Annotated in this window: 12 protein-coding genes and 1 pseudogene; 5 read left to right on the top strand and 8 right to left on the bottom strand. The window is 56.7% G+C overall.

Translation table 11 applies throughout. From position 1 onward, the window contains the following. Nucleotides 1-25 precede the first annotated feature (25 nt). The 6 genes and pseudogenes from HDF16_RS32255 to HDF16_RS27560 form a co-directional block, all read right to left on the bottom strand. On the bottom strand, nt 26-490 hold the full coding sequence (locus tag HDF16_RS32255; protein ID WP_184223750.1) for a transposase: 465 nt from the start codon (nt 488-490) through the stop codon (nt 26-28). Between the two features lie 89 nt (nt 491-579). Further along, a pseudogene (locus HDF16_RS27580) lies at nt 580-897 on the bottom strand (IS66 family transposase zinc-finger binding domain-containing protein); the annotation flags it as partial. 59 nt (nt 898-956) lie between these two features. Further along, on the bottom strand, nt 957-2,693 hold the full coding sequence (locus HDF16_RS27575; RefSeq protein WP_184223748.1) for a SagB family peptide dehydrogenase: 1,737 nt from the start codon (nt 2,691-2,693) through the stop codon (nt 957-959). A gap of 539 nt (nt 2,694-3,232) precedes the next feature. After that, complete coding sequence (locus tag HDF16_RS27570; RefSeq protein ID WP_184223746.1) at nt 3,233-3,898, bottom strand: TOMM precursor leader peptide-binding protein; 666 nt, start codon at nt 3,896-3,898, stop codon at nt 3,233-3,235. 33 nt (nt 3,899-3,931) lie between these two features. Beyond that, nucleotides 3,932-5,266, bottom strand: a complete 1,335-nt coding sequence (locus HDF16_RS27565; protein WP_184223744.1) for a YcaO-like family protein — start codon at nt 5,264-5,266, stop codon at nt 3,932-3,934. Then, a complete protein-coding gene (locus tag HDF16_RS27560; protein WP_348641452.1) occupies nt 5,259-7,301 on the bottom strand; it encodes a JmjC domain-containing protein in 2,043 nt (680 codons plus the stop codon). Before HDF16_RS27560 ends, HDF16_RS27565 begins: the two co-directional genes overlap by 8 nt. A gap of 709 nt (nt 7,302-8,010) precedes the next feature. On the opposite strand from HDF16_RS27560, the gene HDF16_RS27555 reads away from it, so the two are divergent. The 5 genes from HDF16_RS27555 (at nt 8,011) to cysC (ending at nt 11,525) form a co-directional block, all read left to right on the top strand. Next, a complete protein-coding gene (locus tag HDF16_RS27555) occupies nt 8,011-8,922 on the top strand; it encodes a hypothetical protein (protein WP_184223740.1) in 912 nt (303 codons plus the stop codon). Nucleotides 8,923-8,959: 37 nt separating this feature from the next. Beyond that, complete coding sequence (locus HDF16_RS27550; RefSeq protein WP_184223738.1) at nt 8,960-9,439, top strand: hypothetical protein; 480 nt, start codon at nt 8,960-8,962, stop codon at nt 9,437-9,439. Nucleotides 9,440-9,545: 106 nt separating this feature from the next. Then, nucleotides 9,546-10,553 carry a hypothetical protein gene (locus tag HDF16_RS27545; protein WP_184223736.1) on the top strand — a complete coding sequence of 336 codons (1,008 nt, stop codon included), beginning with the start codon at nt 9,546-9,548 and terminating at the stop codon, nt 10,551-10,553. A 21-nt stretch (nt 10,554-10,574) separates the two neighbouring features. After that, nucleotides 10,575-10,874 (top strand): hypothetical protein, encoded by a 300-nt coding sequence (locus HDF16_RS27540; RefSeq protein ID WP_184223734.1) that lies wholly within the window; start codon nt 10,575-10,577, stop codon nt 10,872-10,874. Between the two features lie 54 nt (nt 10,875-10,928). Beyond that, nucleotides 10,929-11,525 carry an adenylyl-sulfate kinase gene (gene cysC, locus HDF16_RS27535; protein ID WP_281383586.1) on the top strand — a complete coding sequence of 199 codons (597 nt, stop codon included), beginning with the start codon at nt 10,929-10,931 and terminating at the stop codon, nt 11,523-11,525. A 118-nt stretch (nt 11,526-11,643) separates the two neighbouring features. Here the strand turns inward: cysC and HDF16_RS27530 are convergent, their stop codons facing one another. Both HDF16_RS27530 and HDF16_RS27525 read right to left on the bottom strand, forming a co-directional pair. Then, nucleotides 11,644-12,495 carry an alpha/beta hydrolase gene (locus HDF16_RS27530; RefSeq protein ID WP_184223730.1) on the bottom strand — a complete coding sequence of 284 codons (852 nt, stop codon included), beginning with the start codon at nt 12,493-12,495 and terminating at the stop codon, nt 11,644-11,646. 68 nt (nt 12,496-12,563) lie between these two features. Next, nucleotides 12,564-13,391 carry an MBL fold metallo-hydrolase gene (locus HDF16_RS27525; RefSeq protein ID WP_184223728.1) on the bottom strand — a complete coding sequence of 276 codons (828 nt, stop codon included), beginning with the start codon at nt 13,389-13,391 and terminating at the stop codon, nt 12,564-12,566. Nucleotides 13,392-13,557 lie beyond the last annotated feature (166 nt).

Here is a 13,557-nt window from a genome sequence, read left to right as displayed (position 1 = left end):
GAAGTATGCCACAATCACGCCCCACTTAACAGAAGAAAACCCTTGTGAACACTGGACGAAACCTTAAACACTCATCACCCGTTCGGCGGTGCGAAGAGGCGCTCTCCAGTCGATCCCTTCGAGCAACATCGACAACTGAGCACGGCTCTTGTGTGGCCCCAGGCTTCGAGTGGTACAGTCTCTCTGGATCCGCGTGCCCGCGCCCTGCTCCTTCACGAGAAGATCGATCACCCTCGCAAAACCTCAAGCACTGCACGGATCGCGGCGGGGTCTGCATGACCTTCCACATCGCTTGAGCCGTCTCGACAGACAGCTTGCCCTCGCTATACAAGCGGCGCCAGTTGAACACCACGTTCGCGTTCAGTCCGTGAGCACGAGCCACTCGTGCAACGCTTGCACCCGGCTCCAAGGCCTGCTCCACAATCAGCCGCTTCTCAGCAGCAGAACGACGCTTCCTGACCTGCCGGACCAACACCCCAGGAGCTTCCATCCACTTATCGTCAGGCCCACATCGGCACACGCGCCAGATGGGAAGACCAAACGCTTACCAAGCAACGAGCTGCTCTCTTCGACCTATCTGGCCAGGGTGGAACGATCCAGTTCGACACCTTCCTGAGTATCGATCGCCGACTGGCGATAGAGCGGCAAGTGATCGCAGAACTTGGCCGTGAGGAAGTGAGCGAGCATTCCGGGTCCGGCCATGCCGCGATCGATGGGCCGTGAAGGTGCCGGCGCCTGCACGATACGGTCGCATCCTGTGCAACACATCCGAGGCCGGACATGGCGAACGACCTTGAAGCTGACGGGCACATACTCCAGCATCTCGGAGACATCTTCTCCAAGCTTCTTCAGCTTGCCCTTGCAGACCGAACAGCTCTCTTCTTGAGGTCGGTGCTCACGCACTTCGCTACAGGTAAAGGAAAAACGACATGCAGCGTGACACCTGCCCCAAACTCTTATGAGACCCCGCTGACCCCTCCTATGAAGCCGAGCAGACCAGCATAATAAGGGGCCGTCCGGGGAAGGCCTCCGGCATTGGAATCGATTCCCGCAATGAGGCTGCCACCCAGATTGAGCGCGAGCGCCGAGAGCCACATACTGTTCCCCGCTGCACCCGCGCGAAGTAAGAGTGAACGGTAGCCGAAGGCACCCTGACTGTCACAGGCGGCCTGTAGATTGCCGCAGATCCAGACGAAGAATGCAGACGAGGAATAGTCGTGCCCTCGAAAGAAGATCTTTTCCTGATTCGGCGTGGGCAGCGCACTCGCTGCATGGAGCATATGATCTCGGGCATCGAAGCGGTACAGAGCGGGCGTCAGCCCTTCCACTCTCTTCGCTGCGAGAAAGAAGACCAGTGATCGATCGTCTGTGTCCTCGCTGGGCCAATTGATCGAGTCGGAGGCGTTCGCGTTGTAGAGCAGAGTGCCGATCTGCTCGAGCTGAACCGGCGATGAAGAGAAGCTACGAACACTGCGCCTTCCGGTGAGGACAGCACCGATAGATAAGGTGTGCATGATATTCGGCGGCACCAACCTTTCAAAGTGTTCGATCTCAGGCGCGTCCCGACCGCCAGGCGCCGCAGAGGTGGTGATCAGAGAAGCCTGTACGGTGCGGCTCTGTGCACACAAATGGTCGAGCAGGTCGTCCGTGCCAAGGCAAGAGATCTCGCTCATGGCGGTCTCGTTTGCTATTGCAAGCCGATACTTTCGGACTCCCGCTGACGTTAGAGTGTTCGTCCTGACGCCCGAAAGAGCAACAACGGCTGTGACGCGCTCATGCTTTGCAGAGAGTGCACACATGGACTCGGCCACGTCATCCGGCCAGAGAGTCTGTGTCTGCGACCATAAACCCAGACTTCGCGCGACCAGATGCATCTGAGCGATGGCGACCCCTGTATCCAGATTCGACAACTTGTAAGCAAATGGCCCATATTTGCTCTTGAGCCTGCTCAAGGCTGAGGTGAAAACGATAACAGCCTGGGCATCCGGCGCAGCGGGAGTAAGCAGATGTATTGCCTCCTCCACCGAAAAGGGTTCCACCCATCGCTCCAATCTGGCCAACGTGTGCTGTTTCGGCTGATAGAAAAAGGTACCTGCGGAAAGACCAGCTACCCCGCGGGTGACCAGGAAGAGTTCCACCGAGCCAAGATTTCCCCCGCTTGCTGCCCAGCGCCGGACGGGTCTTTCCGGTGTCCCGCGATGCCGTATTCCTGCCGTCAGCGTAAGCAATGCCGCCAGTTTCGCGGCCGAAAGGGTCGCCTCAGGATTTGCCGAGGGCTCTCGAAGCAGCTTGAGTAGGTTCCCAGGCAGCGCTGCCGGACTTCGATCCAGCGGTAATTGTATACAGTTTCGAAGGACCTTAGATTGCGACGCCAGCTCTTTGTAGAGCTTCTCTAAATCTTCGACCGACGCTCCGCCGCGCGGCTTCGCGGGATGCACCGAAAGAGCTTGTTCGAAGACAACAGCCGCATGAAGCTGTAGTGAGGGTGAGCGCTCTGTCTCCGCACTCTTGATCCTGGGAGCGCATCGATCACAACCGGCGAGAGAGACGGCAAAGAGATCCTTATTTGTCCAGTCGTCTGTCCGGAATCGCGTGAAGCTGCGGTTCGACGATCCATCCCGATCGAGAACGATATATGCGATGAGCTTTGTCGCTATAAGGCCGGCACAGAACAATGCCGTCTCGTTTTCCATACGACGTGGGAATCCGGCAGACCTCTCCTCCGAGCAACCATGCAGTCTCTTAAAGCACGTAAGGCAGCTTGTGCGCTCAGTGAATACAGGCCCGATCTCGGCGATGCCCTGGCCGATATCTAAGAATGTCCGAAACCAGCTTATTCCGGGCCGTAGACACTTCGTATATAAGAATGCTTCAGCGTCTTCATGTGTGCTCGTTTTCCCAAACGAGGATGCTACAGACAGAATCAGGAGAGGCTCATCGCCGATATTGTCGTCTGCCAGCCTCTCGTTCAGGCCTGTTACTGATTCGAGTACCACTCTATTAAAGCCAACATCTTTTAGCGAAGACAGCAGGTAGCCAGAGAGAGCGACGTGTACGTCCGGCAGTGCCGCAATCATGATCCTGGTTGCTGCGATACGATAACATGCTGCGTCAATCTGTAGATTTTCTCCGGGCGTGGATTCTTCCGGACCCTTGCTCTCAAACCCTAGGATGGTTCGCACATAGTTCGCTGTGGCCTTCGGGATCCCTTCAAGCGTTTTCAAAAGATCGCTCACTCTGCCTCCGCGGTCGGTGCCCAGAGATTTTTGATCGTCTGCTGTAATTCACCTGTGCTGAGCAAGTTAAGGGAACGCTGCAAGCCGCACTTTGGGCATCCGTGTATCCCGACGACGGTGCTCTGCTGGACTTGCAATGTAAGCAGGTTCATCTGCCATACTGAGCCCGCGACCGCACAGCCGTTGTCAATTGTACGAAGCAGGTGTGCGATGCGGGCCGCCGCAAGAAGCAGGATCGGTTGAAATATCTTTTCCTGCATATCCAGTGCAGTCGGCTGCGCTGCAGCCATCGATGCACTGGCATTCGACAGGCCTCTGTCGCTGGCCACCTGCGTATGTTGTTGTTGCCTTCGATAGGCACATTGCCAGCACGGTCCTGACCGTGGCATCACTAGAGGGCCCAGGCGAAGACAATTTTCTTCAATCAGCAGCGTCAGGAGGGGCTTAGCTTGTCGGTGCGCGAGGTCGTCGAAGAGAGTGCACAACTCCGCAGCCTGCGCACTTGCGACGACAAGGAACGCGTCGAAATCGGAAGGCATCGGGCCATCGAACGGCGAAGCAAAGGCCACCCGTAGGAACGTGACATCGGGACATAGCTGCGCGAGATAGCAATAGACATCTTCGCCAAAACTGTCCGGTGCTTGATAGAGGATTCGCTTCAAGAGGATCTCAATGAAGGTGCGTAGACGATTTTTCTAGGCAAATGGCTGCGGCCAGTGATTCAACTCTTCTTCGCGATACGATGGGAGTCCCATCAGCCGCGGAGCTCCATACAGCCGCGGGTGGCCGAGATAACGGGCGCGATAATGGAAGGCAAAGGGTTGCAGCTCAGGTACGATGACGCGCACAGCCCTGAGGCCGCAGCGCAAAGCTTCGTCGCTGGTGAGGTCGACCGCGTAGACGTGCATTCCTTTGGAACGGACTCTCTCCAAAAGCAGCCTCAACGTCATCGAAGAGTCGTCGGATTGAGGAAGCGTCTTCATCTCGTCAAGGCGCACTGTCCTTCCTGAGTTCGTCAGGAAGTCGAAGGCGTGCATCTGTTCTGACCGAGCCATAAAAGCCGCGCCATGCGATAGCTCCGTGAAGTCGCCGAATGCCGCAGGTGGAGCATGCGCATGGCGAATGTAGCGGCGGACTGAAGCGAAATCGCGCATGACCTTTATCACGGCGTCGACCGGATCGGAAGCACTCGCACAGCAGACGATGGTGGCGAGCTGCGGATCGATGAGAGACCGCTGGAGGCCATAGACAGTGGGCACGCCCATGTCTGTCGTTGCATCAAAGAAGAGATATTCGAGATGCTTCGAGGCCTGGAGATAACTCTGCCAGTAAGGGACGAGCCGATCTGGAATCTCGCTAAACTCCACGCGCGGCAAGGGAAGCTTCTGTAGCCATGTCAGACCGATCGCGTCCCGCTCTACTAGCTCCATCAGTCCGCCGAGCAGAGACTGCTCATAGGTTCGATGCGCGGAACATCCGGTTGTGATCTGGATACACAACCGTTCCGCTGGCGAAGTCGGCTTCAGATACAGATACGCCAGCACCGCGGGGACGTACGTGATCTCTCCCGACAGCAAACAAACGCCCTTTATCCAGCGAATCTGCTCGGTCTTACATGGCCGCTTCAAGGGGCATCGAGGGTCAGCTAGTTCCGTGTCGCTGCACTGAGGAATGCTGTCGAGGTCAAGCGCGGCGACACCCAGTTCATCAGCGGTTGCTTGCACGAATTGTCCTTCGCTGTATGTCGTGGCGCAGTAGCGCTCGACTCCTTCGGCCAGTGCTGGGATCAGCGTTGCGTCACTGCTTAGATCGACTCCTGAACCACTAAGAACGATCGGCTGCTCTCCGACCGCACGGTTGAAGGGGTCAATGCCCCAGAGCCTGCCTAGGTCACCGGAACGCGCCACACGGATGGCATAGCGCGGCTCGATGGCCGAGGTCTCATGCGTCGCCGAAGAGCTGAAAAGACCGCCCCACGGCTGTACGAGGTCTTCCAATTCCAGTGATGCCGTTCGCCCGAATCTATTCATGACGATCGGCTGTTTCTGTGTTGCCGGCGAAAAATTGGTTCAGCTCACGATACGAGGGCTGCGCCCACTGCTCGATCGCAGAAGCAAGCTCCTCGCTGGCCTGATTGCGCTTCCGGGCGATGTCGTCTTGGTGCTTCCGCTTTAGATCCGGATCTTTGGAGTAACGAGAGAAGTTCTCAACGATCAGTCTTTGCGCGTCTGGCGTGACGGCAAGGCCGAAGAGCTTCGCGATCTCATTTACCCGATCTGGAGTGAGATCGCGATAATCGACAATCAGGGAGCCTGCCGCCGCAGCCTGCCGCGCCAGAGAAAGGAACATGCCGAGCATGCGCGCGCAGAAGATCTCCGCCGACATCGCCTGTATCTCGTCTTTCGTCCAACCGAACGCCCGCTCCAGCTTCGATGGGCTTTTCTTCTGCCACTGCATCCAGCCGGGCGGATCTTCGATGCAGGAGACCGCAGTCTCGAGCGGGTCCCGCACGACGATGACCATTGGTACACCGGGCCAGATTGCCCGAAATGTCTCGAGGTGCAGCAAATTCCAGCTCGAAAGTTTTAGGACGAGACTCTCCTCGTCTCCCATCCTGGGTATACCGTAGGCCTGCACGACGCCCTTGAGAAGCATCCCTGCCCGCTCTATATCTTCCCCGCCTTCTGCTCGTGCCCGCAGATCGAGAATCGCTCCAACGGGCTGAGGTTCAGAGACTACGATCGCTCGATCCACATGCTTCAAGCTATTAGAGAGCAACGTCGAACCACAGCGAGAGATATGAAAGATCAGGCCCGCCAGCCTCGTCTTCTCTTGCACCTTCAACAGCGCGCGGAGAGGAGTGGCTTTGGTCTTGGTACTTGGAACACTCTTTTGCAGGCTTCGTATCGTTTGATGGAGAAAGGGTTCAGTAAAGGGCCGGAGACCGATGTCGATCCATCTGACGCTGCGCTGATTGAGATCGATGCGGAAGGGAATCCATTGCGGCTTTCGCTGTGCTTCGAACAACGCTGGACTTGCCGGCGAGGCTGATGCCATCGGCGTGGAGAGTACGAGTACGTTCTCCGAGACGAGTTGACGGCAGAGTATCAGCTTTTCCGTCAGACCGAGTTCGCCTGGGACCTGGGCAGGGGTGAACTCGCCGATCCTCGCGATGAAGCGGCATGCTTGCTCATACGCTTCCGTGATCTGAAACCGTTTAGAGCCCGAGACGAAGACTGCAGGTGACAGGCTGCTGTCGATTCCGAACACGACGCCCTTTCCGACGCGTAAAGGAGTATCTCCCTGAACGTAGTCGGAGAGCTGCGTATCGACCGGCTGCAAGATATGACTCTCGAACCCGGCTCGCGTCCCACGCAGCGTGATCGACATAAGTTGTCCCAACGCTTCGGGTACCTGTAGATCCGCTGGCAAATGCTGAATCAGACCATTCATCGTCTCGAAAATCTCAGTTACCGCATCTCTATCGACGGTGAAGCCATAAGGGAGCGAGGCGCGTAGACGGGGGTTAGCTGAGGCAGCGTTCGCCAGTGCGAGAGTCATCAGATCGAGGTACGTCGTCGGTTGAACCCCGACCGTGAGATGGCAGGAGATCTTACCGGGCTCACTCTCTGCTTCATGCCAAAAACCTCGAGGAAGGTAGAGCATATCGCCGGGAGTCATCGCAAATTCCTCGGTGAGTGTGCAGGTGTCACGCGCGTCCTGACTGTTTCGCAAGCGCAACGACTTCATCTCTCGTATGCCTTCACGGCGTTGCAGCGGTAGATGCTCAAGCGGAGCCTCGACTGGAGGATCGTAGAGACGCCAGACTTTTTTTCCGAACAATTGAAGAACAAACACATCATGGGTGTCATAGTGGCGGCTAAGTGCTTTCTTGCCAGCCCCAGGCGTGAGATACAGGTTGATGTTTATGGGACATCCGATCACGCGCTCCATAGCGCGGCTGAGAGTCATCAGAGGAAGGGAAAAACGCTGAATTCCATCGATGCGCAGTGATTTTCCGTTCCGGAACGCGGCGAGCACTTGGCCGAAGGACTGATTTCGCAACGCGCGGTGTTCTTCTTCAAGAACCTCTAATGCACGGGGAACACGCGAGGCGCTTTGAAGTATAAATTCGAGTTCATGCTCGGGAAGCAAGACGGAATAATAGTCCGCATTATTGCGGGGAATACGAAGAGGTGCTTTACTCCAAAAATCGTCCCTAAAACTCTCTATTGTGGTGGGCGCCAGTAGCCAGGTGAACTCTGTTTGCATTGATTGGCCTCTCCTTATAATGACCTTTAGCCCGATTGCGTCTTCTCAATTGACATATGACGCTCTGCCGAAGCAAGCACCTGCTATTCAAACAAAAATATGCAGACGTACGCACGAGGATAAACAAAATCATTTGCTGCGCTGCGGGAAGAGATTGTTAATCTTTTCTTTACGAGGCAACGCGGTCAAGCGGCAAGAAAACGTCCAACGTCTCTCTTGAAAAGCAGTTGACATTGCAGAAGCCTTAGGCTAATCTACAGCTGCTTTAAGTGCGTTTCTGTCCTAAAGACAGTATCGCCTAAATGATAAAGACATTTTTAGAGTCCTACTGGCCCTCCCCCCTGCCTGCCTTGCCGAGATAAGCTTAGCAATTCATAGAATGCACTGTGTCTGGCCTTTTCGCTCCATGCGAGAACGATCCGCTCCTTTGTCGCTGAATCTGCATGCCTGTGCGGTCTGCGCCGCCATGCTTCGTTTTGATCTATCAAAGAGGTGTCGCGTAATGAAATTGACGTCCACGTTTTCACGCAGAAAGCTCCTTGTGGGTGGTACGGCTGCGCTTGCCTTGCCATCTGTTGCCGTGGAGGCCGCAACGCAAAAGCCTTCACACAGCCTTAGTCTGGCCGATCGGGCACTCACCGTATTAACCTCTTCCGACGCTGGGTTCAGTGACAAGATCGAAAGCTTGTATCCTGGCCTCACCCGGGACAGCCGGTTCCAGACGCTCGCCCCTCTTGTCCTGTTGATCTCTCACGACCACGGGCCTGCGCTTCGGGCGTTGTCCATGTCTTGGACTACGAATACGCCGACGGGAACTTATGAAACTGCAATGTTTCGGTTTGCCGCGCCGGGCAGCAAGCGACGCGCGCGCGCGGGGCGCACAATAGCGTCCGCACAAACCGACATATTGCGCAAGGGCGAGACTCGTATTGTGACCCCATTCTTCAGCTTATCCCCGAAGGCTTATCGGAAGCTGAAGGATAACTGGTTCAATGAAGTAAAGCATAAGGAGCCTTCTGACTTCCTGTTCACGCAGCTCCAGACCGCGACGGCCGTCACCGCCAAGGTCGAGGCCGCAGTCTTCGGCGACCGGAAGTTCATAGGTGAGGATAAGCATCATCTTGTATCGCGCTTGCGGGCCAGACGCAACGGAGAGCACGATGAGGCCCTAGCGGTGAAGCGGCTTCTGAAGGCAGGTGCAAGCGATACCGAGATCAGCACCATGCTGAAGGCCCATGGAAGCGCACAACGCCCGCCGAACAGGGGTGCGAAGGGGTGGTATCTGATGTCGAGGAAGCAGCAGGCGCAGATACTTCATGACAAGTTCACTGCGATGACCAGGCCCTCTTTTGCGAAGCTCGTCCACCGACTGAGCAAGGTGCGCAAAACGCGCATCCGCCCCGCGACGATATAGAACACAAACAACGCTCAAGGAACTTAAGAGGTGAAACATGCATGATTTCGACGAGGGTGTTCCAGACAGTGCTCAGCAGGGCCCGATGAAACCGAAGGAGAGTCCTTCGCTGATTCGAACCGTCGCGGCTCTGTCGGCTGTAGCGCTTCCGCTGGTTGCGGTAAAGTCGGCGGCGGCTTCCGGAGCGCGACAGGCGGGACCTAGCCCAGAACTGGTCGCCGACAGCGGAACGGATGGCGGCTCCGACGGCGCGGGCGATTCAGGCGATTCAGGCGACACCATCGATTGCGGAGATAACGGGGACAACGGAGACCTGAACGACTTCACGGACCTGTTCGACGCAACGGATGAAGCAGGTGACTCGTTCGAACCGGATGCCGGCAGCGAGCCCGATACCGGAGGGGACACGGGTACGGACTACGGTTCCGGATGCGATGGCGGTGGCGATTGCGGAGGCTGCGGAGGATGTGGCGGCTGCGGCGGTTGCGATAGCGGCGGACCGATCGAAGAGGAGTAGGCACGTCCCGCCCACTCATCGGAGCGGTCAGCATGTCCATGCTGTGTTCCGTGAGCAGTCTGTGATCCATTACATAAGCTGATAGCCGAATTCTAAGGAGTGATTCATGCCAACGCTTACTCGTCGCACATTACTCAACAACTCCGGCATCCTAATGGCCGGCTCCGGTGCCATTTTGTCGGGCAATTATGCCTTCGGTGCCACAACGACCTCAAAGAAACCAACAGCAAAGTTTTCCAGGGAGATGCATGCGTACGTGATGGACCACATCTCCCTCCACGTCCACAAAGCATCGCAACAAGCGATTACACCCGCCGATCTGCTCAAGTCGGCGTCGCACTTTCATCTTTATGCTAGCCACGTCGATACCCTGCCGATTACACTTCCGCATGTTTCGCCTTCTTCTGATTCTTCGGCTGCGCAAAGTACAGCCGCAGTTCCAAGTGTGCATGTACCTCCTTCGATCTCAGCGCGGGTACTGAATCGACTCAACGCCCGAAATCCGGATCTAACGACGTCTCACCTGGATTCGTACATGTCGCAGATCGCGCAGTCCGCGTCGGGGACCTCTGGAGTCTTTCAAAATCCGGAACAGTACTCCCTCTCAGCGATCCTGCGCTGCCAAGCGGATGTGTTCAAGCTGACCGCTGCCGCCCTTCAAGCTGCCATCGAGACCGGGGCTTATCAACCTGCGGCTTATCATCCTCACCGCCAGCAGCCGCCAGTGTCCCCTAGGGGTATCGATGTGTTCGATGCGAAGCACGCCGCTGCTCACCTTGAGTTCATCTGCAAGGTCAAACCGAAGTCGAAAAAGCAAACGGTCTGCGATGCGGTCGCCGTTGCAGGAACCGGAGCGGGAGGCGTCTCTGCATGGCTCACGGCTGGTTGGAAGCTCTTCACCCTCTCCGTGAAGGCTGCTAGCGGATCGGCTGATGCCGTAGCGGCGTATACAACGGCGCTGGAAGAGGCAGCTCCAACTGTCGAGTGGGCTGCTGCTGCTCTTGAATATGCTCTCGATCTTGGTGCATTCGGCCCAGAGGCGATCGTGGGCGGTCTTGCGATCATTGCGACAGTCGCTGGCGTTGTCGTCGGATACTGCAAGATTACGTCGTAGACATGGAGCGAGGCGGTGCATATGACGAAAACGAAAGATGCGACATGGTTTTGGCTCTCGTTATCGGGCGGAATCGCGCTATTGGCCTTGGGTTGCTGGGCCGCGGGGCGTGCCCGCTGGGATGGACAATCCATCTTCAATGCCGTCATGATCGAGGTGTTCTACGCGCTCCTTCTTGCAACACTGCGACAGGCACCGAGCAGCCGCTCATCTGGAAATAAAGTCATTTTGTATTCCATGTACCTTGTCATGGGTGCCGCCGCAGTCTCGCTCGTGACCTCAATCTACGAGATGCTGAAGCTGTCTCTATTCAGCGGCTGACGATTCGGCATCAGACGTCGCCGTAAGGCGTGGAGTAGTCTCTGAGTTCATCCGCTGTCCGCATCTTGGCAACCAATTTTCGAGACTCATCGAGGACTACCCATGGTGATCTGGCTGACTGGTCTTAGTGGTTCTGGTAAAACAACAATCGCCCGCTGCCTATGCGATCAGATGCGACAGGCTGGCGAGCGATGCGAGTTGCTGGATGGCGACGAGTTGCGCGAAGGTATTTGCCGCGAACTGGGGTTCTCGAGATCGGAACGCGAAGAGAACGTGCGCCGCATCGCTTGGCTCGCATCGCTGCTGGAACGTAACGACGTAATCGTTCTGGTCGCCGTGATTGCACCCTACCGCGAACAACGGTCTGCGCTTCGCCACAGATTTCAGGAGATGCTGGAGGTCTTCGTCGATGCTCCGCTCGAGGTCTGTGAACGACGCGATCCAAAATTACTCTACGCGCGAGCGCGGAATGGAGAGATCCGAAACTTCACGGGCATTGACGACGTCTATGAAGGCCCGGAGTTTCCGGACGTGCATTGCATGACCGACCGTGAGACTCTTAGCGAGAGTTCAGCCAAGGTCATGCGGGCGATTGAGAACGCCCCGGCACACGCGATTCGTACTGCCGCGAGTGTCGGACTTTCCCTCTAGGACATTTCAAGACCTCTGTTCGATCAGAGCCAAGAGAGTGAAGCGGGTTGTTCATGTCCATGAGGCATTTCGATGTGGTCATCGTCGGCGGCGGTGTTTCGGGAACCATCCTGGCGATTCAGCTGATGCGGGCTGCGCCCTGTTCCGGCCTGTAGTAGAAGTCGGTCTGGGTTCCCTTTCGCCAGAGCAACTCATGCGGGCCAGCGAGCATACCGGTAAACCTGCGTACATTCTCTGGAAAGGCAGCATCTTCACTGTGGATCATCAAGGTTGGAATTTCAACTTCCTTCGCTCGAGCCGAGCCGTCGTAGCCCAGCCACTCCGGCCAGGAAAGGACAGCCAACCGATTGGACCACTCCGGCACTGCTCCAGTTGCAGGATTGCTATAGTAGTCGCCAACTGCCGTGCCCATTCCTGCCTTCGGATCCGTCGCGGAGTAAGCAGGGACATGATGCACCACGCCCGTATCCTGGTAAAGCTTTCTTGCTGCTTCGCCATCCTGGGTTCGCTGCCTCACGCCTTCAGCACCCCCGTAAACAGTTGCGACGGTCTCCGGATTGTGCAACCAAGCCGCGACGGATGCGAAGGCCGCAATTGGCGCGCCTTCAGCTATCGCGTAAGACATATAGCCCGCACTGGCACAAATCGCAAGCCCCCCAACAGGCTCACCCAGAATGCCTGAGAGCCAGCGCGCCGCCGCGGATATGTCTTTTACCTTTTCCAAAGGATTCTCGAACTCGCGGATGTCCCCGCCGCTCTCCCCGTAATGCGTGAAATCGAATGTCAAAGCGGTCAACCCCTGCTCGGCTAGCTTTGCCGCATAGTGATCTGCCATCTGCTCCTTGACCGTCGTCCAGGACCCAGTCACGACGACTCCGGGTCCAACGCCCGCAGCCGGCTTAAAGAGATGGCCGACCAACCGAACGTTCCCGTTGTCGAAGGTAACTCGCTCGAACTTTTGTGAAGCCATCCCGTCATCTCCTGACATCACTGCAAAGTACCGCATATCTAGCTAGATGTATTGCAAGAGTCTTCCTATTAATCGCCGCTCGTTGCAAGAGCGCCTCGGTAGCGCTTCAAGGATGCTTCGACCACCCTCTTGCCGTTCTGCGCAACGATAAAATCCCACCAGCCGCCATGAATGGTCTCAAATTCGAAGGGATCAAGTGCCGCTTCAATCGCATCGATAGAGGCCGCAGGAAGCGGAATGTAGCCGGGAAAGGCGCGCATGAAAGCGACTCGGTCGCGACCAGGGATTACCTGCAACACATCCCCCGTGAGCAGTGTGCCTTTGCCGTCGGCGCCACCAGGCCAATGCAGAACAGAAGCTCCCTTGTAATGACCACCGCAACGGATAAGAGAAATTCCGTCATGGAGATCGTGCCGGTCGCCCGACCAATATGTGACTGGAATGTCGTCGCGCATGACCCACTCGCGATCGTCCTCATGGACATACACCGGCGCCTTCAGAACGTGACTCCATTCAGCGAAAGCGGAAAAGAAGTGAGGGTGCGAAAGGGCGATGGCGTTGACACCCCCAAGCATCTCGATCCACTCTACTGTGGCGTCATCGACAAGCGGCGTGCAGTCCCAAAGAATGTTGCCGTTAGGCGAGCGCAAAAGCATGGAACGTTGGCCGATGGCAATTTTAGGCTCGGCTGCAAAGCCGTAAAGTTCCGGTGCGATTTTATGGATTAGCTGCTTGTGTTCTTTGCGAATCGCAACGAGGTCGGTGAACGCTGGTCCAGGGACGATAGGACCTCCCCGCTCGTCGGTGCACAATGGGCACTCGCTGGGCGGTGTGGACGACGGCGTGAACTGCGTTGCGCACGAACGGCAAATATAGGCGGTCAGCTTCTCACTCATATACAGTTCTCGATTTCAGGTAGTCTCGGCGCGTTCGCCCCTGGGAACGCGTCGGCGTGGTTGCCGGGTGGCCACCAATTTCAGCATTCTTAAACGTAGGGGCCTTATTCAGATGCAGAAAGATCGGCGGCAATATTTGCAAGAATAAGCGTCCCCGTCCGATACT

It is taken from the genome of Granulicella aggregans (genome assembly GCF_014203275.1).
Lineage (GTDB): Bacteria > Acidobacteriota > Terriglobia > Terriglobales > Acidobacteriaceae > Edaphobacter.
Note: the sequence above shows the minus strand (reverse complement) of the source record. Positions and strands in the feature narration are given on the sequence as shown.